Origin of the sequence: Metallosphaera tengchongensis, assembly GCF_013343295.1 — an archaeon.
In the GTDB taxonomy this organism is placed as follows: domain Archaea; phylum Thermoproteota; class Thermoprotei_A; order Sulfolobales; family Sulfolobaceae; genus Metallosphaera; species Metallosphaera tengchongensis.
Map to the genome: position 1 here is coordinate 1,153,056 of NZ_CP049074.1, position 19,536 is coordinate 1,172,591.

21 protein-coding genes are annotated in these 19,536 nt (G+C 42.1%); 12 read left to right on the forward strand and 9 right to left on the reverse strand.

All coding sequences use genetic code 11. The annotated features are described in order from the left end of the window. Nucleotides 1–10: 10 nt before the first annotated feature. Genes GWK48_RS06405 through GWK48_RS06415 form a run of 3 tightly spaced genes read left to right on the forward strand, consistent with a single transcriptional unit; the run spans nt 11 to nt 2,913 of the window. A complete protein-coding gene (locus GWK48_RS06405) occupies nt 11–376 on the forward strand; it encodes a hypothetical protein (protein WP_246263755.1) in 366 nt (121 codons plus the stop codon). Beyond that, nucleotides 366–611, forward strand: a complete 246-nt coding sequence (locus GWK48_RS06410) for a MazG nucleotide pyrophosphohydrolase domain-containing protein (RefSeq protein WP_174630654.1) — start codon at nt 366–368, stop codon at nt 609–611. Before GWK48_RS06405 ends, GWK48_RS06410 begins: the two co-directional genes overlap by 11 nt. Before the next feature lie 4 nt (nt 612–615). Continuing rightward, nucleotides 616–2,913 carry a tRNA(Met) cytidine acetyltransferase TmcA gene (locus GWK48_RS06415; RefSeq protein WP_174630656.1) on the forward strand — a complete coding sequence of 766 codons (2,298 nt, stop codon included), beginning with the start codon at nt 616–618 and terminating at the stop codon, nt 2,911–2,913. 20 nt (nt 2,914–2,933) lie between these two features. On the opposite strand, the gene GWK48_RS06420 is transcribed toward GWK48_RS06415, so the two are convergent. Continuing rightward, nucleotides 2,934–3,710 carry a cytochrome C oxidase assembly protein gene (locus GWK48_RS06420; RefSeq protein ID WP_174630658.1) on the reverse strand — a complete coding sequence of 259 codons (777 nt, stop codon included), beginning with the start codon at nt 3,708–3,710 and terminating at the stop codon, nt 2,934–2,936. Nucleotides 3,711–3,927: 217 nt separating this feature from the next. Further along, nucleotides 3,928–4,524, reverse strand: a complete 597-nt coding sequence (locus GWK48_RS06425) for a ParA family protein (RefSeq protein WP_174630660.1) — start codon at nt 4,522–4,524, stop codon at nt 3,928–3,930. Between the two features lie 204 nt (nt 4,525–4,728). On the opposite strand from GWK48_RS06425, the gene GWK48_RS06430 reads away from it, so the two are divergent. Both GWK48_RS06430 and GWK48_RS06435 read left to right on the forward strand, forming a co-directional pair. Continuing rightward, complete coding sequence (locus GWK48_RS06430) at nt 4,729–5,046, forward strand: hypothetical protein (RefSeq protein ID WP_174630662.1); 318 nt, start codon at nt 4,729–4,731, stop codon at nt 5,044–5,046. Nucleotides 5,047–5,240: 194 nt separating this feature from the next. Further along, nucleotides 5,241–6,641: an APC family permease gene (locus tag GWK48_RS06435; RefSeq protein WP_174630664.1), complete on the forward strand. Its 1,401-nt coding sequence runs from the start codon at nt 5,241–5,243 to the stop codon at nt 6,639–6,641. 149 nt (nt 6,642–6,790) lie between these two features. Here the strand turns inward: GWK48_RS06435 and GWK48_RS06440 are convergent, their stop codons facing one another. Genes GWK48_RS06440 through GWK48_RS06455 form a run of 4 tightly spaced genes read right to left on the reverse strand, consistent with a single transcriptional unit; the run spans nt 6,791 to nt 10,353 of the window. Further along, nucleotides 6,791–7,558 (reverse strand): ABC transporter permease, encoded by a 768-nt coding sequence (locus GWK48_RS06440; protein ID WP_174630666.1) that lies wholly within the window; start codon nt 7,556–7,558, stop codon nt 6,791–6,793. After that, nucleotides 7,555–8,508, reverse strand: coding sequence for an ATP-binding cassette domain-containing protein (locus tag GWK48_RS06445; protein ID WP_174630668.1), 954 nt, complete (start codon nt 8,506–8,508; stop codon nt 7,555–7,557). The genes GWK48_RS06440 and GWK48_RS06445 overlap by 4 nt, the downstream gene beginning before the upstream one ends. Before the next feature lie 43 nt (nt 8,509–8,551). Then, on the reverse strand, nt 8,552–8,944 hold the full coding sequence (locus GWK48_RS06450) for a universal stress protein (RefSeq protein WP_174630669.1): 393 nt from the start codon (nt 8,942–8,944) through the stop codon (nt 8,552–8,554). 59 nt (nt 8,945–9,003) lie between these two features. Beyond that, nucleotides 9,004–10,353 (reverse strand): MFS transporter, encoded by a 1,350-nt coding sequence (locus tag GWK48_RS06455; protein WP_425487496.1) that lies wholly within the window; start codon nt 10,351–10,353, stop codon nt 9,004–9,006. A gap of 84 nt (nt 10,354–10,437) precedes the next feature. Between GWK48_RS06455 and GWK48_RS06460 the strand changes: the two genes are divergently transcribed. The 3 genes from GWK48_RS06460 to GWK48_RS06470 all read left to right on the forward strand — a co-directional run bounded on the left by GWK48_RS06460 (nt 10,438) and on the right by GWK48_RS06470 (nt 14,803). After that, on the forward strand, nt 10,438–11,382 hold the full coding sequence (locus GWK48_RS06460; RefSeq protein ID WP_174630671.1) for a 2-hydroxyacid dehydrogenase: 945 nt from the start codon (nt 10,438–10,440) through the stop codon (nt 11,380–11,382). Beyond that, nucleotides 11,369–13,549, forward strand: a complete 2,181-nt coding sequence (locus tag GWK48_RS06465; protein WP_174630673.1) for a tRNA(Met) cytidine acetyltransferase TmcA — start codon at nt 11,369–11,371, stop codon at nt 13,547–13,549. Before GWK48_RS06460 ends, GWK48_RS06465 begins: the two co-directional genes overlap by 14 nt. A gap of 135 nt (nt 13,550–13,684) precedes the next feature. Next, nucleotides 13,685–14,803, forward strand: coding sequence for an MFS transporter (locus GWK48_RS06470; RefSeq protein ID WP_174632613.1), 1,119 nt, complete (start codon nt 13,685–13,687; stop codon nt 14,801–14,803). 205 nt (nt 14,804–15,008) lie between these two features. Here the strand turns inward: GWK48_RS06470 and GWK48_RS06475 are convergent, their stop codons facing one another. After that, a complete protein-coding gene (locus GWK48_RS06475) occupies nt 15,009–15,902 on the reverse strand; it encodes a pirin family protein (protein ID WP_174630675.1) in 894 nt (297 codons plus the stop codon). Nucleotides 15,903–16,073: 171 nt separating this feature from the next. On the opposite strand from GWK48_RS06475, the gene GWK48_RS06480 reads away from it, so the two are divergent. From GWK48_RS06480 to GWK48_RS06495, 4 genes are all read left to right on the forward strand, one after another. Then, nucleotides 16,074–16,445, forward strand: a complete 372-nt coding sequence (locus GWK48_RS06480; RefSeq protein ID WP_174630677.1) for a putative metallopeptidase — start codon at nt 16,074–16,076, stop codon at nt 16,443–16,445. A 268-nt stretch (nt 16,446–16,713) separates the two neighbouring features. Next, nucleotides 16,714–17,118 carry a hypothetical protein gene (locus GWK48_RS06485; RefSeq protein WP_174630678.1) on the forward strand — a complete coding sequence of 135 codons (405 nt, stop codon included), beginning with the start codon at nt 16,714–16,716 and terminating at the stop codon, nt 17,116–17,118. Further along, complete coding sequence (locus GWK48_RS06490; protein ID WP_174630680.1) at nt 17,115–17,639, forward strand: hypothetical protein; 525 nt, start codon at nt 17,115–17,117, stop codon at nt 17,637–17,639. Before GWK48_RS06485 ends, GWK48_RS06490 begins: the two co-directional genes overlap by 4 nt. Nucleotides 17,640–17,993: 354 nt before the next feature. Beyond that, entirely contained in the window at nt 17,994–18,398 is a 405-nt protein-coding gene (locus GWK48_RS06495; RefSeq protein ID WP_174630682.1) for a DoxX family protein, read from the forward strand. 65 nt (nt 18,399–18,463) lie between these two features. On the opposite strand, the gene GWK48_RS06500 is transcribed toward GWK48_RS06495, so the two are convergent. Next, nucleotides 18,464–18,895, reverse strand: coding sequence for a PaaI family thioesterase (locus GWK48_RS06500; protein ID WP_174630684.1), 432 nt, complete (start codon nt 18,893–18,895; stop codon nt 18,464–18,466). Between the two features lie 125 nt (nt 18,896–19,020). After that, nucleotides 19,021–19,389: a winged helix-turn-helix transcriptional regulator gene (locus GWK48_RS06505; protein WP_174630685.1), complete on the reverse strand. Its 369-nt coding sequence runs from the start codon at nt 19,387–19,389 to the stop codon at nt 19,021–19,023. Nucleotides 19,390–19,536 lie beyond the last annotated feature (147 nt).

Genomic DNA, 19,536 nt, shown 5'->3' on the forward strand with positions numbered 1-19,536 from the left:
AATAAGTCTAATGAGGATGACCATTCCGAAGGAAGTTTTGGAAAGACTTGAGGACGGCTCGTGTATTTGCTACGATGGAGCGAAAGTTGCCTGTATGAGCGATGACGTTCCCAAGAGAGACAATGCACCTGTCCAATTTGAAATTGACAGGGAGAATCGCAACGTGGTTGTGAGACACGTTATTTACGATGAGGAGGAAAGCCCGCTATATGTCGAATACTTCATAGATAAGGAATTCCTAGACACCGTCTCCTCGCTCAGGAGAGTAGAAATCCAGTTTGTATCGAAGGAAGGTGAAGTTAGAAAGACGATGGTTATCCATTTAAGCGACGAAGAGATCCAGCTGGTAAAGAGGGAGATGAGGGTTGGAAATTAAAGAAGTGCAATTTAAACTAAAACAAATGTACTTCAACAAGGATTTGGAGAGGGGTATATTTGGGACATTTACCTGGTTCACTGAGGAGGTAGGGGAGTTGGCTGAAGCTCTTTTGTCTGGGGACAAGAGCTCCGTTGAGGAGGAACTAGCTGACGTAATAGCCTGGGCTATTTCCATTGCGAATTTAAGCGAGGTAGATGTAGAGGAAGCTTTAAAGAAGAAATACGGATTATGAGCCCATGCAAAGGAATGAATTTCTCGACGTCCTGAGACTCTCATTAATAGACTCCAAAAAGAGGTTCTACAGAAATCTGGTGTTTATTGAAAAGGAAGACTTCATGGACGATTTGCAGAGTGTGATAAAAGTTTACAATGAGCTTGGCGGTGATAGGAGGGCTTATGCATTTCATCCATGGGTAACTGGTTCAAAGGAAAGGTTCAATCAACTTAGACCCCTTTTGGGTAATGCGGACGATATTGACTATTCCAGTTCCGAATATTATCTGGGGAAGACCTACGACCTAGTAGTGCTGGACCTAGTAGACAATTTCCAACCCAATTACGTCGGTAGGCTCGCAGATTTAGTTAGCGGTGGCGGACTCGTGGTAATGTACACGGATGACCTCATTAGAAATAAGATCTTTAGGAATTCCATTGCGAGAAAAGGGGTAGTAAATGACTACTATGAAAGACGGTTTAGAAGAAAGTTGAGAGAGCATGAGGGGATTTTCCTAATAGATTCAACAGGTTATAGTCCCAGGGAATTTAAGGGGGAAGTTAAATCAACTAGGGAGAAAAAGCCCCTTAAAAGCATGTATTTCCCTAAAGAGCTTCACGATCTCTGCGCTACTGATGAACAGGATAGAGTACTTGAGGAGTTTAGGGTCCTTGAGCGTGGTGGAAAGAGGATAGTCGTAATTACCGCCCCAAGGGGAAGGGGTAAGAGCTCTGTTACAGGTCTTGGAATTGCAGCATTAGTTGCAGACGCCGGTGAGGACAGGGTTAGGATCGTAATAACCGCACCGTCACTGGCGTCAGCTTCGCAAATATTGGAGTTTGCAAAGAAGGGGTTAGATACTTTAGGTATAGATAACACAGCTGTATTTTCAGACGTGGGTCTAATTAGGTCTATAAGGGGAGATAACTTCTCCATTGTCTATGTCTCTCCTGAGACTGCTGTCGGTGATGATGGAGATCTACTGATAGTGGACGAAGCAGCAGCTATTGGAATAAACCTGCTAGCTCAGTATGTGAACAGGTGGAGAAAGGTTGTTTTCGTTTCTACAGTTTATGGTTACGAAGGGTCTGGAAAAGCTTTCCTTAAGTATCTGAGAGCAGTACTGGAAAGTAAGAAAGCCTGGGCAAGATGGCTAACCATGTCTAAACCATTGAGGTACTCAGAAGGAGACCCAGTGGAAAGGTGGTTATACGACGCACTTCTCTTAAGCCCTGAACCTGTAAGACCTAAAAATCTAGATACCGTTGAATACCTTACACTGGATAAGGAGGTTCTTTTCCAGGACGATAAACAGCTATCTCAGGCTTACGGGATCCTTGTAACTGCTCACTATAGGAATAACCCTGACGACCTAATGATAATGGGGGACGGCCCACATCACATCTTAAAAGCGTTGAGAGCGGAGGACGGCTTCATTACAGTTTCTCAGATATCAGAGGAGGGTGACCTATCTCAGTCGATGATAGATTTGGCTCTAAAGGGCGGTACGTTTGACGGAGACCTGATCCCAGACAGGCTCCTGAAACACACAAGGATAAAGGAAGTCGGGGAACTGAAAGGTTGGAGGATAGTTAGGATTGCAACCATGCCAGAGATACAAGACAAAGGGTTCGGGAGCCAGCTTCTGCGTATAATAGTTGAGGACTCCATGCAATCCAACGTGGACTGGGTAGGCTCTTCGTTTATGGGAGATCCGAAGGTTCTGAGGTTTTGGTTAAGAAACGGTTTCATCCCGGTTCACGTCTCGCCCAAGAGAAATGAGAAATTCGGTGACTTTCCTGTCGTGGTCATACGCCCGATTTCGGAACCAGCGAGGAAAGTGATTGGCGTAGCTTCATCTATATTTAAAGATAAATTACTCAATACCATCCATGACGTCTACTTCAATATGACTCCTGAGATCGCCATGCTGTTGTTGGATGGCGGAAGAGCTCATAGGGAGGTAAAGTTGAACAGGATATATTTGGCTAAAATAGTAGCATATTTGCAGGGAATAAGCCCTTACGAGTCCTCCGCTGATGGAATCCATATGTTAGTTCTCAAGTACTTCTGGGATTTCAGAAGAGACTGGAGACTAGATGACGACATGGAGAAGGTTCTAATAGCGAAGGTGTTACAGGGCATGCCATGGTCCTATCTGAATAATGTCATAGGGACAGGCAGAACTAGGGCTAACGAGCTTTTGAGGGAAGCGATAGGAACATTAGCGAAAAAATATTATAACTTAGACGAGGAGTCCAAAATAGACATATCCCTTGGCTCACTTGATGATGAATTTGAAATAAATGAATTTATGTGATTTCATGCATCTCCGCTGATTCAAGGTACTATTGCAAGGGAATTTAGAATTATGGCGACGACAGTTAACAATGAGAAGAGCTGGTGAAACCCTATGGAAGCACCTGGCTTCTCTGGATTCTTGTTGATAGATCTATAGACCCATAGTCCTGCCGTTATTTCTAGCGCGGTGAACCCTAAAGTTAGCCAGTAATGTAGGTACAATACAGCAAGAATGAATATTACTGCCAGAACGCCGTGAATTGCCCATGCCCACTGAAGTCTCCCCTGAGGTTTCCTGACCTGTCCAATAGGCCTAGACATTCTCCTGAGTCCCGTTACTACTCCTCCCATGAAAATTACGAAGTAGAGGAAGTGGGGAGGTATTATTGCTTGTTCCAAGAACGCTATGATGTTTATGTTGTAGCCTAGCCCTTGAAGGAAGATAAGGAGATATGTGACGAAGACCGTGTAGGCAGCTATGTCATGAAGGCCTTGAAACACGGACGGTAATTTTCCAGCCAGCACGTAAAGCGTAGCCATTCCCAGAAGCGCTGTAAATATAACTGCGATAAATCCAACAACTGTTATAAATGAAGGAGACATTATTAGAAACGCTAGAGAAATTAAACCAACGATTGTTGCGCTTATCCTGTGAAGTGCTTCTGGATCTCCTTTCATTGCGACATGATGAATGTCCCTAGTGTATGGCCATTTGGTACCTAACGATAGACCATAGCCGTACCCCTCAACTATACCACCTAGTACGACAGTTAACCCAGCCAAGGCCGAAGCTATAACCCCTAAAGAGTACAACATGGTGATTAGTACTATGAATTGGGTAAAATAAGTTATTGTACGTGTACTTAACTTTTGGACATTGAGTTTTACTGTTTTTATCCGAAATAGATTTTTCCTTTTGAAAGAATTACTTTCTAGATTTTGATGTTAAGAGAAAATAATTAGTTGTCCTTAAAGATCTCGTTTTAGAATAAATATCTGTTCTCATATTTTTGCAGAATAAGGACATATTTTACTAGCCGTAAAATAGCGTTGATCGATTTGTCAAGTCCTTAACGATACTACCGAGATAAGCTCTCATCTGGTTATCATCAGTAACCGGAATTGAAAGAACCATCTGGAAAAGTCTATTGACCTCGTTGCTTAAATTTAACCCATTAAAGGCGAAATTAACTATGAGAGCGTACCTTCTAGGAAAATTGGAAGCGTATCGCAGGAGGATGTCAATATTTAGAGGGTCTGTGACGAAGATAGGAAGAGCGTCTAAGTCTACCCTTACTATTTTGTTATCTAATGTCGCATTGGTAAAATTATCAATAACAATATAATCCCAACCAGACCGATAAAAATGCATTAATTTATTTATTTCATCGTCAGGATACTCCTCGTTGATTCTAAAAGGTTTTCTAAAGAGCTTGAGTACGCACATGTTATTGTAACATATGAGATCATGGTCAGAACCACTAATTCCAAGTTTCCTCCACAAACCACACGTCGGGGTTTTGTCAACTATCAACGTCCTACCATAGTTGGACAGTTCCATGGCTAGGTTCACGCTCAACGTAGTTTTTCCTACACGATCCTTTATCCCAAATATTCCAATTTTTATCAATAAAACAAGTTTTCAATTGAGGTTATTAAAACTTTCATATTCCAATAGCCGATCTCGCCAAGCTAAATAAGGGATATTCCGTGAAAAAGGAAACCTCTATCATAGGTAACCCGGAATGTCTAACATCTCTATCATTCGATCAAGTGAGTTCCAAATTTGTCTAAACTCTTAATATGTCAGATGTCAAAATGTCTCTGAGCGATCATGGATGAATTCATCTCTAAGGTCTGGAAACTACTAGACCTCCAGTTTCCGCTAGTAATCACTGACATGGAAACCTATCTAGTAAAGGAGGGATTTTTTACCAATGAAGATTATGAGAAGCTAAAATCCATTGAGAAAACTGTAAAAAAAGAGTATTATGATGGAAAACATAGTAAATTGGTTAATTCTATCAAAAATGGTTTAGAACAGTTAAAAAGTATTCAACCTAAAAAACCTATGCCTCCAGAAATGAAGATAAGGTTTGAAAGTTTAGTGAAAACTATGGAAGATTTAGCGAAGTCTAGCGAAACTAACTAGATAATATTACTTCCTATTCGATTTTGCTTAAAATTGTTTTTGAGAGATGGGGATATTCTGAATAGAATGGTTTTTCCCTTTAAGCAAATTTTAAACTTTTCAAGGGCTACACCCTTTAAGCTTTCATGAGATCCAATGTTTTTTCAAGGGAAATTTTTTAAACTTTTAGGATCGAAAAGCTTAAAGGGAGACTTATGAGGCTCAACAAGGGAGTTCTTTCTCTAAAAGAAACGTACGGTCAAGCTATGGCTGTAACTGCACCTTTAGGTAGTGTTGTTTCGACATCTACTGCCGCAATGTTGTATGCGGGGCATGCAGTAGTGTTCACAACTCTTTTGGCTTTGCTTGGCAGTGCCTTGTGGATTTACACCCTAACTAGCTATACCAGAAGGGTAGCATCAGCTGGAGGATATTATACCTATGGTTATAGCGCGTGGAGAAAGAAATCAGTGTCGTTCTTCGAGGCGATGACTGAGGCTTTTGCCTACTCATTTTTGAATGCTGTAAATGTTATCACACTGTACTTACTAATCAGTATAGGGCTCCAAGTGTCCGGTCTTTCTGTCCCCATCTGGCTTGAGCCTCTAGTAATAGGTATTGGTCTAGCTTACCCTACTCTTATCTCCCTTACAAACGTAAAAAAACTTCTAGGTTATGTAGTTACTATAAGCGCAACTGCAGAGGTTATACTTTTAGTTGGTTTATTTGCGTTCTCCCTTAGCAAACCTTTTCATCCAGAGTACTTCACCCCTAACGGTGTTAGTGCTAACGACATAGCTCAAGCTTTCATTCTCTCCATGGTAAGCATATCTGGAGCTGGTGCGGCAACATATTTAGGAGAAGAGACCAAGAAACCTCTTAAAACTGTGACCCAGGGGATGTGGCTCTCCTTAATCCTCGGCGGAGTGGCCATGTTCCTAGGAACCTACGCGCTCATAGCGCTTTGGAACGGTTCATTGTCGTCCTTGGCAAACTCTCCCCAACCCCTTATATACGAAATGTTCAGCTATGGGGAAATACCTATGTTAATTGCGTTAGTCTTGGCTGCTAACAGCCTATTGACCTCCAATATAGGGACTACTCTGGGAGCTTCCAGGATCATTTTCAATTTATCTAGAGAAAAGGCCGCCCCTCACATATTATCGAAGGTTACCAAGAGTGGAGAACCGCTCCTAGCTACCTTACTCATAGGCTCATTGTCCGTAGTAATAACTGTTCTCTCTATCCAGTTTCTGGGTATACCTGGGGCTTTCGCCGATGTCAGCGTGATAACGGGTATTTTCTGGCTTACGGGTAGAATAATAGACGGGTTTGGTGTCCCAGTCTTCTATTATAGAATAGGTCAGCTAACCTGGGCTACTTCAGTCATTCCCATAGTTGCTACTCTCCTAAATTCCTGGGGCGTTGCTCAGTCAATAGCATTTCCCGATACATTCTCATCTTACATACTGATTTCAACTCTAATTGCCATTAGTATTTGGTATATTACTGTGGGAAGAAAGGGTAGACCTGGATCCCTTGTGGTGGATGAAAATAACCAAGTAGTAACAATAGAGGAGTATATGCAAAAGTTAAAGAAGAAAGTTACACCGTGATAAATACAGCTACTTCTATCAGGAATAAATGGTTTATTTTATTACTAATCAATTGAATTAACAAAAAAATGTTATGATCCCTGCGTTACAAACTAACTGAAAGTCCCGCCATTTATGGCGGGGAGGGAGTCAGTATCCAGGAGAGTACCTTAGTCAGCGCTCAGGTACTTGTTTGTTAATACGCTGCCTAGAACTAACATAACCAATGCGAATCCCGCAAGATACCCAAGGTAATTCCATGACGGATCGTTATATAGGAGCATACCTCTGTTAAGTTCAGCTGCGTAAGTCAGAGGATTGAAATCGCTAATGACTTTGAGCCATCCTGGGAAGAAGGCTCTTGGAAATAACGCTGTACTAGAGAACATTAGCGGAAGGTTTATCAGATTAGAGATAACGCCGGGAGCTTGCCAGTCAGCGGTTTTCAGAGTAAACATGGAATATAATGAGGAGAAACCAATACCTACGAATGCAAGTGACAGTAACAGTACACCTATTGATACAACGTTAAGATCCAGCCTTACACCGAGAAAATAGCTCGCGAGAAGCAATATCGGAACTTGAAGTAGTCCTCTGGTCATCCCCCCTAAAGTTTTAGCAAGGAAAACGTCATACTTCGGGGTTGGAGTTATCATTACCCTCTTTAGGTACCCAAACCTCTTATCTTGGATTAAACTCATGGAGCTAAACATCCCTACGAATAACATGGATATTGAAAGTTCTCCAGGAAGGATAAAGGCGATGTAGTTTGTAGTGTGAAAGAAGCTCACTAAGACCTGGGATGGAACTCCAGAGAAGCTACTTCCAAAGAAAACTAGCCACATAACTGGTTGGGATATCAGCATTATCCACATATACACGCTTCTAAATATCCTCTTGAATTCCCTCATGTATAGGGCGTAAAGTTTGTCCATCATCGTCTCGCCCTCCTTATCATTGCGTAAAACTTTCTCGCATCGAAGTCCTGCTCCTCAATGCTTCCTCCCGTTAGGTTTATGAAAACGGTGTCTAAGCTTGATTTTTGAATCCTTACAGTTTTGATGTTATTATCCCCTATAGCCTTGATAATATCCATTAGTGATGACTCGGCGTTGTTCACCTTAATTCTCACCCTGCTGTCGGAGATAATTGCGTTTTGAATATCAAATTTCAGTTTATCCTTCTCCTTCAGCTCTATTTCTATCATATCTCCACCATATCTCGATTTAAGCTCCTCAGGGCTCCCCAACGCTATGATCTTCCCCTTGTTAATGATCCCTATTTTTGAACATAAGGAATCGGCTTCCTCCATGTAGTGTGTGGTCAATAATATTGTGACCTGATAATCCCTGTTGATCTCTCTTATCAGGTTCCACATAGTAGCTCTGGTGTTGACGTCTAAACCTATGGTTGGTTCGTCCATAAATATAACTTCAGGAGAGTTTAGGAGAGCCATTGAGACCTCTAATTTCTTTCTCATACCTGTTGAGAATTTTCCAGTTTTTCTGTCCTTGAACTCTGCAATGCCAAAGTATTTTAGGAGATCGAGGGATCTTTCCTTCCAGTTCTTCACTCCAGTGAGCCTAGCTTGTATCTCCAGGTTTTCCCACGCCGTAAGATCGTCATCAAGGATAACCTCTGAGGAAATCCACCCAATTCTAGACTTAACCTCAATTGGTTTCTCCTTAACGCTAAAACCTGATACAATGGCGTCTCCCTCGGTTGGTGGTGTTAACCCTGTCAGCATCTTTATTGTTGTTGTCTTCCCTGCACCGTTTGGCCCTAAGAGTCCAAAGATCTCACCTTTTTCCACTTTGAAGGATATGTGATCCACAGCAGTGAAGTCCCCGTATCTCTTTGTAAGGTCTTTTACCTCTATAGAATACATGTATTATCATTACTTACTACAAGATAAAAAAGATATATCTTATTCACTTAACCACGAGAACGGGAACTTCAGATTTACTCACGAGAGAGTTTGAGACACTACCCATAACTATCCTCTTTACTCCTGTTAATCCCCTGCTCCCGGTAACAATTAGGTCGCACTCTATCTTCTTGCAGTACTCGATTATGGTGGAAGCTACGTCAGCCCCCTCCAGTATGTGGGTCTTTACGTTGTATCCTTCTATTTCCTTCTTTATGGAATTCAACGCATCTTCAGCCTTCTTATCGTTCTCCAGTACCACTTGTTCTGGGCTTCGAGGAATCTCCTTCACTACAGAAATGAGATGCAACTCGTCCTTTTCCTTCATTATTTGAAGGGCAAAGAGAAGGGCCTTCTTGGCGTTATCTGATCCGTCATAACCTAAAACTATCTTCATCAAATTACTATTAGGGTAAAATAGTATATTAATTTTTTATCATGTTATTTAAAAAGCTATTATGTAGTGCCCTTTTCCGCTATTGTTCCAGATGAAAACTCTATCGGAGTCATGTTAACATCAAATCCCTTGAAGAACCAGGTCAGGGACGCGATTGCTCCCAAAGCCCATAGGACGGTGTTATATAACACGTAGTCGAATGGAGAGTTGAGGAAACTTGCAAAGTAAACTGAGACTGTACTTAGGGTTATTGGAAATACCCTCACGAGGCCTATGAGAAAGGCCCTATTTCTGGTGGGAAGGATTAAAGGTTCGTAAATAGTTCGTACAGCCCAACCGAACTCACTGAAGGCCATATTAAGCATTAGAAGGCCGTAAAATAACTCCATATTTTTGGAAATAATGTTAATGGTTGCCAAGATACCTAGGATAGTTATGGTACCTCCCATGAAGGAAAAGAGCGAGAACTTTCTACTTTTAATCTTGTTTATTGCCATTGCAGCGATGAAACCCGCAACGCTTGCACCAACGTTGGCTACAAAGACTATCAGGTTCTCCAGGTTAGGGAAGTAAAAATCACCTATGTAGAATGCCATGAGACCGTAGGTTAAGTACTGTGATATTGCAATGGCTACTAAAAACCAATACCTAGAGAGAAGATTGAGGGGTCTGACGCTCTTGTTTTCATTCAGTTCTTGAATCTTGTTACCCAACTTAGTTACCTCCTTCTCAGCGTTTTCCACTCTTCCTTTCTCCAACAGCCAACGGACAGACTCGGGTAACTTTAACCTAACGATTATAAGAAATGCTAGCCCTACAAGGGCCGTTATGGAAAGAGCCAGCAGATCGATCACTGCACTATCTGCGACTGCTGAGGTTACGAGAACTACGGCTGAGGCTACCATCGCCCCCACATTGTCGAAATTAGGTGCCAATACTAGAACCTGGTCTCTCCTTCTCAAAGGCATCATCTCCGCTGCATAAGATAGCATCACAGGCACTTCCCCTTCTACCCCTAACACTCCCAGAACTATGCCGATGGTAAGCAGGTAGAGCACAGGTGTATAAGTTAAAGGAGTTCCTGTCAACTGAGAGAAGACAGCCAACGATGCGATCATTAGGGAACCTATTCCATACATCCCCATCGTTATCATAAAGGTCTTTTTCCTTCCGTATATCCTATCCGAAAGTAGTGGGAAGACAATGTTACCCGTTAGGGTGGCAATAATGGGAGCGAGAATGAAGAATAGGTAGTTCACAGATGGGTAAAGGAGGGGGGCAATTGTACTGATTGTTCCCCACATAAAAAATCCTAGAGCCAATGAGGCGAGAAGAAGTGAATGTGTTCTACTCCACGCAACTTTATCCACTTTATCCGGAATCTGCATATAGATATTTAATATAAGCAGGTTATAAACCTAATTTTATATCTTAACGGAGGGTAAATGGCTCAGTCTTGAACGTTAAAAAGGAGTATACAAATAAAGAATGTAATGTACAAGGTTCTAATCACGAGGAAATTACCAGGTAAGTGGGTTCATGAACTTTCACAGGAAGCAGAGGTAGAGCTATGGGAGGAGGACTATCCACCACCAAAATCTTGGATAATCTCAAGGGTAGCTGATAAGGAAGGAATCCTCGTCACATTGACGGAGAGGGTGGATAGAGAAATAATAGATTCCGCTAAAAGGCTGAAAGTAATAAGTACCTATAGTGTTGGAGTGGACCATATTGACGTGGCCTACGCGAAGGAGAGAAACATAAAGGTTACCTACACCCCTGAAGTCCTTACAGATGCAACTGCTGACCTTATATTTGGGCTCCTAATCGCCGTGGCTAGAAGGATTGTGGAGGGAGACAAGGTAATAAGGGCAGGTCAATGGAGTTTGCCCTGGTTCCCCACCTACATGTTAGGTAAAGAGGTTAATCATAGCACGCTAGGGATATTGGGAATGGGTAGAATTGGGCAGGCTGTGCTCAAGAGGGCAAAGGGATTTGATATGAGGGTCATATATCATAGTAGAAAGAGACATGAAGTGGAAGCAGAGTTCGTGGACTTGGACACTTTACTAAGGGAGTCAGACTTTCTTGTGGTGACAGTTGACTTGAATAAAGAAACATATCATTTACTTGACTACGAAAAGCTCTCTAAGCTTAAGAGGACTGCATTTCTAATAAACGCGTCTAGAGGGGCTGTTATCAACCAACAAGACCTGGTAAAGATCCTGAAAGAGAACAAGATCGCGGGTGCAGCCCTTGACGTGTTCGAGAAAGAGCCTATAGATAAGGATGATCCCTTAATTCAGTTTCCAAACGTGGTATTAACTCCACACCTAGGAAGCGCGACAGTGGAAACTAGGGAGAGGATGGCTGAGATAGCAGTTAAGAACTTGATTTTATCTCTGAAAGGGGAGCGCCCACTTTATGAGGTTACGTAATGTACATGAAATGTTGGAGGATGGATCAAGGGGATACTATAGGCATCTCGTGGTCATTGAGGGGGAATACAAACCCTTTTTGTTTGAAATAATAAATGAGTATCTCAAAGTTAACAAGAAACCTTTAGTGGGATACTACTTCCATCCTTGGATAGTTGGAAGTAAGGAGAGGTTATCCATAATTAAGTCCAAGTTTAACTACGTTAAGGACATAGACTACTCCTCATCGGAGATGTATCTAGGTGAAACCTTTGACGTTGCCTTAATAGATGCAGTAGATGATTTCCGGCCCTCCTATATAGCCAGAGCTGTGGAGACTGTAAGAGGGGGAGGAATAGCAGTCATATTTTCCGATGACATAGAACATGAGAAACTGTATAAGTCCACAATTGTAAGAGATGGAAAGTCCTTCAACTTTTTTGAAGAGAGGTTCAGGAGGAAGCTGGAGGACCATAGGGGGATAGTATATTATCACAACGGAGATGTTACCTTGAGGCCGTTCTCCAGTTCTGAGACCTCGAGACCAAAAAGGACTAAGGATGGACGTTTTCCTATCTTGTCAAGGCTGTGCGCAACCGATGACCAGGTCAAGGTGTTAGACGAGGTTGACTTCCTCTTGGAGGAGGGGAAGAAACTTCTAGCAGTTACTGCAGCTAGGGGGAGGGGAAAAAGCGCATCGGTTGGACTCTCCCTATCCCTGTTGTTGTCATTGAGCAAATACCCCGTGGTAATAGCGGTAACATCGCCGACATATTGGTCTGGTAAGGAGATCATGAGCTTCGCTGAGGCTGGCCTTAGGCAACTTAAGAAGAAGTTCAGGGCCGTGAGGTCTAAGGACGGGAAATTGATGGCCTTAGAAGCTGGGGAGAGCCGCATTAGATGGTTACCACCAGAGCTTGCGCGGGACTCCCACGGCGATATCATAGTGATAGACGAGGCCGCAGCTTTGGGCAAGGAGTACTTAGACTATGTATTGAGGAGGTGGAACAAAGTGGTGATAGTTTCAACCATACAGGGATATGAGGGTTCAGGAAAGATTTTCCTGAAGTTCCTTGAACAATTCCAAGGCAAGCACGATCTTCAGCGGCTGAGGCTCGACTCCCCAATAAGATACGCTAAGGGTGATCCAGTTGAAAGATTCCTTTACGATACCATGTTACTGGATGTCGACAACGAGGGCTCAATCTTCCTTAACAGAATAGAGGAAATCAAGGTCCAGGACATCTTTCAAAGCGAAGAGAGTTTAAGGAAGATTTACGGTATCCTAGTTACTGCACACTACAGAAATTCTCCCGATGACCTGATGATGCTGGGGGACGCCAGCTTTCAGAGGTTATTTGAGGCCAAGGACGGAGCAGGGGTAGTCCAAATAGTTGAGGAAGGTGGACTAGAGAAAAGTAAAGTGGAGGCCATATCCAGAGGGGAGGAGAATCAGGGACACCTAATCCCTCAGAGGCTTATCAAATATTTGAGGGCATCCTCAATTGGCCATATGAAAGGGTGGAGGGTCATGAGGATAGCAGTTACTCCTCATCTTCAAGATAGAGGTGTTGGTACTGCACTCCTCTCCCACATTGAAGCTGTTGCCCTCAAGGAAGGAGTGGACTGGTTAGGGTCTTCCTTTCTTTCTACGCCAAAGGTGTTGAATTTCTGGATAAGGAACGGTTACACTCCAGTGCATTTGGCTACTAAGAAGAATGAAGGTTTAGGGGGCTACTCTGTAATAGTTATTAGACCCCTTAGCGAGAGGTCTAAGGAACTCGTTCAAGAGCTTTCGACTTTGTTAAAAGATAAGCTACTGAGAACCTCGCATCAGGTGTACTTTAACCTAGACCCGATTGTTATCGTAAAACTCTTAAAAGCTACACCTAAGATTCCCCATAGTGTAAGGTTTAACCCCATTTTAGTTGAGAGGTTAAGGGCTTATTTGGAAGGGATTATTCCCTATAACTCAGTCGCGGATGCTGTACATACCCTTGCTGAGATCTACTTCAAGGAACTCTCCTTCGATGTTGACGATCTCACCTTGTCTTGCCTAGTGTCTAGAACCCTCCAAGGCAAGAGCTGGTATCACGCAGGGCTCGCCCTTGGGCTCAAAAGTTCAGAGGTCGAGGACAAACTTAGGGAAGCGGTCTCTAGGATATTAAACGGATATAGTCTGACATAATTTTTGAAGAGTACCATTGAAGGTATGTTAAAAAGTTTAATCCTATATCAAGTTTTTTAAGCTGCACCGAAATGAAGTAAGATCGGCTTGAAGAGAGACTCTTCGTTTCTATATACAGCTATTACGTTGTCCCTAATGACCATTGCAGCAAGGGCCACAAACAATATGGTGACCACAACCGTTGGACCTCTGTCAAAGTATGGGTTCAATTTCTCCAATACCCTTGTCGGGCTGGTCACTGCAGTCATGTTCGCAACGACGTTTGTTACAACTTCATACATAAACCCCTCTCTTAGTTCTCAGCTGAGGCGAAAGGCATTCGTAGCCTCGAATCTTGTTATAGTTGTACTGCTCTTATGGCTCTATTTTTCAAACCCCTTCACCATATGGATAATAGCAGCCCTCATAGGCTTCGCGTTCGGTTTAGTAATGCCAAACCTTATAACGGCAGCGTCTCTAACCAATGACAGAAGGACAGCAGAGAGATTACTTTCCCTTTACTCCACTAGCTTAAGCGTCAGTCTGATCTTAGGTCCTTCCTATGAGAGCTTCCTTTTAGGTAGGCTTGGATATAGGGAGGTATTTCTTGCCTTCATCCCGTTGGCTATTATAGCCTTGACCTTGTCCTGGACGGTCAAGTTCCCGGACGTTAAGAAAGAAATAAGGGGGATGAAAGCGCTGAGAAATAGGGGTTTCCTTTCATCTGTCCTATCTATAACTACGTACAATGTCCCATTTGCGGCCATTACGGCGTTCCTCACAATCTTGGCAATTGATAAATTTCATGTTCCAGGAGACCTAGCCTACTCTACGTACGTTCCATTCTTCACTACATCATTCCTTACAAGGCTTTACATGACAGTGAGGCCCTTCAATTCCCTGAGATTACCCATGCTAGTGTCGGTGATTATTACCGTGCTTGGGTTGTGGGGAACCGTTTTCTCCCCCACGTACGGGTTCTTTCTAATCGTTATGGCCTTTTTGGGGATTCCTCATGGATCCGTCTTTCCCATGTCAACTATTATGATCCAGAGAGCCACAGGTAAGGAAGAGAGAAATGCTGTCAACTCTTACTTTCTTGCTTTCAACAACTTTCTGTTCATCGCAGTTCCGGCTATTGTGGGCTACATGTCTGAATATCTAGGTTTAGATATTACCTTCGGTCTCCTGGCGATTCCTGTACTTGTGGTAGCGGTAGTTTTCTTTAAACAGTTCTGGAACGACCGGATACTCAAAGGATTTCAGGGGCAATAAGAAAACCTTATTGAGCACTAGCCGAACCTCACTCCACATACTCCGATGTTTTAACGTAATCTTTTATTTTTAAATTTGATAGGAAACAAATAGAAATCATGAATTAACCTGAAAACTCGGGCTTGATCTGTCCATTCTCTGATAAAGCCGTTGATTAGGGATTTGTGTCGTTTTGAATAGAAAGGACGTTCAAGACAGCATCCCGTTACTCAAAGTCTTGGATCTCAGCGTCCTTCTTGATGAAAGTTCCCTCTGAAAGTTCCCTAAACGCTTCCCTCAACTCAAACTCATAGTTCATGACTATAGGACCATACCAGGCGACAGGCTCCTCTAAAGGTCTACCGGAAAGAACTAGTATCCTCATGGGCTTGTCCTTGGCCCTTATGGAAATGATGTCCCCTTCCCTGTTATAGACAGCTAGTTCTCCTTCCTTTAAGACCTTCTCAGAAGAATCAGCAAAGCCCTCTCCCGAAAATGCATATACCAATGAAGTGTACCCATATTTTACATCATGGACAAAGGATGTCTCTGGAGGAATGTATACATCGAGGTACTGCGCGTCAACCAACGTGTCTTTAATCGGTCCTACAACGTCTCCTGCCGTTCCTACAACGACTTTTACTCTAACTCCATTTTCGAGGGTAATTTCGGGAATAGCCTTCGCCCTTAGATTTCTGTACTTAGGTCTCATCATTTTCTTTTCACTAGGGATGTTTAGCCACAACTGAAAGCCTCTCATTTCTCCATCAGCATTGACCTCTGGCATCTCTTGATGAAATATCCCGGAGCCAGCAGTCATCCACTGTATATCTCCGGTCTCAATTACACCTTTATTTCCTGTGCTATCTTCGTGCTTCACTCTGCCCTTTAACATGTAGGTGACTGTCTCGATTCCCCTATGAGGATGCCAAGGAAATCCTGCCATGTAGTCTTTGGGATCCTTTGAGCCGAAGAAGTCCAGTAAGAGGAAAGGATCTGTAAGTTCTACTGTTCCCTGACCGCCAAAAACTCTGTACAACTTAACGCCAGCGCCGTCGACCGTATATCTGCCCCTAATTATCTGTAATACTTTTCTTATGTGAAGATCCGATTGAGTCATAACTTAATACTTTTACTTGGGCAAATAAAAAACTTTTGGGAACGTCGATTAGCACGTGGGATCTAGATCTGAGTTCTATCTTAACCTTAGAATAACTAATTTAAGACATGTAAAGACAGACCCTCACCAGAAAGATATAAAGAACAATGTCTTTAGGCTAGTAGAGTAAGATTGAAGTTCGAACTGGCCCCAGATGTTAAGAAAACGGCTGAAACAGTTAACCTGAAGTTAGATCTAGGACTAGACCTAGAGAGGGTTGAATTCATCAGGAGCTTCGGTTCTAGATCGAGAGCGTATGCTAGAACCCTAGCTCTTCCAAGTCAGTGGAGGTATATTCTAGATTCCAGGAAGATATATATTGTCGAAGTCATTTCAGAAAAATTCGACCGGTTAACTTGCGAAGACAGGGTTTATATTGTGGTCCATGAACTGATGCACATTCCTAACGGAATGCGTGGTGGATTAAGGAATCATAGTTATGCTGGTTTTAGAAGAATTCGTCATTTAACGCGAAAAGTCCTCTCGGAACAGGAGTTATGTTAATTAAATACACTCTATCAGGGTTACTTGAAAAAAGGACGAATTTGGAAAAATCAGAAGAAGACTTGACATTTAAATGAAGGGTTAGTCTAGGCATTAGAAACCCCTATCCAGAACGTAAGGGTTCATTAGATCAATTGAGATCTGAGCTCCTCCCCGCCTTAAGGGCCAGGTTTGTGGTTAAATTATCGATGTAGGGAAGTTGTTTATGGATACACTTAGAAATTTTATATACTGGCAGTTTTCAGTTACCAAAACAATGTGAAAAAACATGGACTCAGTGAAGTTGGCGGCAGTCTTCATATCAATTGCTTTTCTAGTAGCGTTCGTAGTCATGCTTAATGTAAAAACCCTTCTCTTGACAAGCGTAAACCAGATTAATCAGTTGAGAGAGTCATTGGGGAAAGTGAAAATTTCTTCCGTTTCGTCATCCCCCAAGAACATTACACTTTCAATTTATAATCCATTTAACGTTTCTATTTATATCTATAACGTGTCTGGACCCTATGTCACTTTAGACCAACCAGTAAAGGTTTCGCCCAATACCACTGAGGACTTCGTGATTCTCATCACGAATCCAGGCTCTTTCTACAACTTGGCAAACGCTAGACAAGAGAACATTACACTTTATATGGGTCTAGGGAATTTTAATTTCACTCAGGTGGTCAATATATGAAAAACAAGTTCTCAGTAGCCTACTACGGCTTAGTCGCGTTGGTCACTGTAATTCCATTGCCTTGGTGGTATTACAGCGTAGGGGGCATTGTTACCATATCAGACTCACCTTTTCAGGTTCTAATCCTGTTCTTGGGAACTAGACTGTTCTTGTCTGATGTAATTACTTTCTTTCTAACTGCCTTTAGGATATACGTGTTCATTATTTCGCTAGGTTACATGGTTCAGGTTTCAAGGGGCTACAAAAAAGTTTACTCTACTATGTTCTGGTTCCCCGTATTCTATATTTTAGATCCTGTGTTAATATATGTACTATTCAATTTCATTCCTCAACTTCTGGGGATCCCAATACAATACCCTTTCTTCATATGGGGTACAGAAAAACTCTCCTCTAGTTATAAGGGGAATATGATAACCGCCTACGTTCAGAGTTACCCCACCTTCACATATTGGATCGCTCTTGCAAGTGCCTTCCTTTATCCTCTCTCAAGGTTAGAGCTTAGGAAAGCAGCTACCAAGTAATTTTAAGGTTGTTATAGAGGGAAGATAATAAAGTGCTCACTCGAACCAAAATTCTAATAGATGGGTGATAAGGTATCTCGTTGATTTTAACCCCCCAGTAGAAAGTCTATTATTTCATTTCTCAATCCTGTCTTGACACAACATACTCGCTTGACTGAAATTTGGACAAAACCAAATAACCTAAGTCATTATTCTATAGATATATTTAATTCAACTTATAATTGTCCTCTTAGAGTTAATTGGATGTAAATCATATTAACTATATTTGATAACTTTGAGTAAATCTAATATCTTTCAATCCCCTTACTTATTTATAAGCTTTAGAAAGTAAAGTAGAGTTAGAAGATGAATCAGATGGATCAAATACTAAGTTCAACGGGAATCTTGATCTTTAGGTTGCTCTACGGAGTGGCATTAATTCCCCACTCTTTTCCTAAAATAAATAGGGCCGGAAATAAACAGATGAAAGGCTACATGAAACAAATCGGTATTCATCCCGCATTCGTAGATCTGTCTATGATAATTGAGTTGTTAGGTGGTATCCTAGTTATTTTGGGAACGTTATACATTCTTGTTGGTGCTGTTCTTGTCCTGTTCTTCCTAGGCACAGTCGTAACGAGCATAGCTAAGATGAAGAAACCTCTTCCATCAATGACGAGCCCAGGATATGACTTAGATATTTTATTTCTCGCCGGTGCCATATTATTACTAATAACTGGACCTGGGAGCTTTTCTATACTAGCTGGGCCATCCCTATAACCTAAGGAAAAGCCAACGTTAAGGAATTTCCAACCATTTTTATTGGAAGTTGTACCTGAAAAAAGTTATTCCTCTTTTTTTACCTTTCTTCCCCTTATAATGTACCAGGTCCCCAAACCCTTAGCACCTATCCTCCCATCCTGGTCTCTGAGCTCTATGTCCACAACTATGGCAGTGTAACCTTTGCGTAACACTTTGGCCCTGCAAAGGAACGGACCTTTATACATAGGTTCTAAGAAATTAACTTTCAGTTCCTGCGTTACCTGGTCATCGCCATCATTAACACTTGCCACAGCAATCCCCCCAGCGAAATCCATTATGGTCATTATCATACCACCGTTCAGCACTCCTCCCCTTCTGGTAATCTCGGTCTTATAAGGAATTTCAAGAAGTGCTTCACCTGTCCTTAATTCCCTTATTTTACCTTCCAACATTCTAAAGACCGGGTCTCCTTCCTCAAGGTAAGACTGTAATTCCTGAAGGGTCTGAAAATTCATACGTTACACTACGTGGTAATGGTATAAATAAGTCACGTAGTTTATCATATTATTTTCATTATATTGAATGCTTTCTCCGACCTTTAGGGCAGGGAGGAAGTCGGCCTAGGTTTGCAAAAGAACTATTAGTGAGAGATCTCTCTAGGTTTATCTTTGCGTCCAGTAGGGCTCAGAACCCATTTTTCTCCCCATTCACCCATTATCTTGAACAGCGATTGAAGTTCCTTTCCTTTATCTGTTAGGCTGTACTCTACCTTAAACGGTCTAGTGCTTACTATTTTCCTTTCCACAATGTCATTATCTTCCATGAATTTAAGGGTGGAGGACAAGGTCTTTGAGCTAAGTCCAGTTTCCTTTAATAACTTATTGAAGCCTCTGGGTCCCTCAAACAAGTACCTTAGCACCAACAGTCTAGGTTCAGTGCCTATGATCTTTATGGTCTCCACTATGGGGCAGGCAGACTTATTTTGTTCATTACGTGAAATTGATGCCATCTACTTTACTTTGGCTAGTTCCCACTAAATAAATCTTCTCTTTTTTTAGCAACGGAATATTACGTTACCCCTCTTTCTCTTAATTGAAATGAAAATAGTTTTCAAATAGTTTTTCCTTAAGAACGTTACGCGGGAAAAGTTGACTCA

Excerpts from the sequence above, each read along its gene's own strand:
- GWK48_RS06450 (WP_174630669.1), bottom strand. The coding sequence starts at position 8,944 with ATGAAGATAGTTTTAGGTTATGACGGATCAGATAACGCCAAGAAGGCC.
- GWK48_RS06445 (WP_174630668.1), bottom strand. The coding sequence starts at position 8,508 with ATGTATTCTATAGAGGTAAAAGACCTTACAAAGAGATACGGGGACTTC.
- GWK48_RS06495 (WP_174630682.1), top strand. The coding sequence starts at position 17,994 with ATGGATCAAATACTAAGTTCAACGGGAATCTTGATCTTTAGGTTGCTC.
- GWK48_RS06505 (WP_174630685.1), bottom strand. The coding sequence starts at position 19,389 with ATGGCATCAATTTCACGTAATGAACAAAATAAGTCTGCCTGCCCCATA.
- GWK48_RS06500 (WP_174630684.1), bottom strand. The coding sequence starts at position 18,895 with ATGAATTTTCAGACCCTTCAGGAATTACAGTCTTACCTTGAGGAAGGA.
- GWK48_RS06440 (WP_174630666.1), bottom strand. The coding sequence starts at position 7,558 with ATGATGGACAAACTTTACGCCCTATACATGAGGGAATTCAAGAGGATA.
- GWK48_RS06430 (WP_174630662.1), top strand. The coding sequence starts at position 4,729 with ATGGATGAATTCATCTCTAAGGTCTGGAAACTACTAGACCTCCAGTTT.
- GWK48_RS06490 (WP_174630680.1), top strand. The coding sequence starts at position 17,115 with ATGAAAAACAAGTTCTCAGTAGCCTACTACGGCTTAGTCGCGTTGGTC.
- GWK48_RS06405 (WP_246263755.1), top strand. The coding sequence starts at position 11 with ATGAGGATGACCATTCCGAAGGAAGTTTTGGAAAGACTTGAGGACGGC.
- GWK48_RS06420 (WP_174630658.1), bottom strand. The coding sequence starts at position 3,710 with ATGTTGTACTCTTTAGGGGTTATAGCTTCGGCCTTGGCTGGGTTAACT.
- GWK48_RS06460 (WP_174630671.1), top strand. The coding sequence starts at position 10,438 with ATGTACAAGGTTCTAATCACGAGGAAATTACCAGGTAAGTGGGTTCAT.
- GWK48_RS06415 (WP_174630656.1), top strand. The coding sequence starts at position 616 with ATGCAAAGGAATGAATTTCTCGACGTCCTGAGACTCTCATTAATAGAC.
- GWK48_RS06475 (WP_174630675.1), bottom strand. The coding sequence starts at position 15,902 with ATGACTCAATCGGATCTTCACATAAGAAAAGTATTACAGATAATTAGG.
- GWK48_RS06485 (WP_174630678.1), top strand. The coding sequence starts at position 16,714 with ATGGACTCAGTGAAGTTGGCGGCAGTCTTCATATCAATTGCTTTTCTA.
- GWK48_RS06470 (WP_174632613.1), top strand. The coding sequence starts at position 13,685 with ATGACCATTGCAGCAAGGGCCACAAACAATATGGTGACCACAACCGTT.
- GWK48_RS06465 (WP_174630673.1), top strand. The coding sequence starts at position 11,369 with ATGAGGTTACGTAATGTACATGAAATGTTGGAGGATGGATCAAGGGGA.
- GWK48_RS06435 (WP_174630664.1), top strand. The coding sequence starts at position 5,241 with ATGAGGCTCAACAAGGGAGTTCTTTCTCTAAAAGAAACGTACGGTCAA.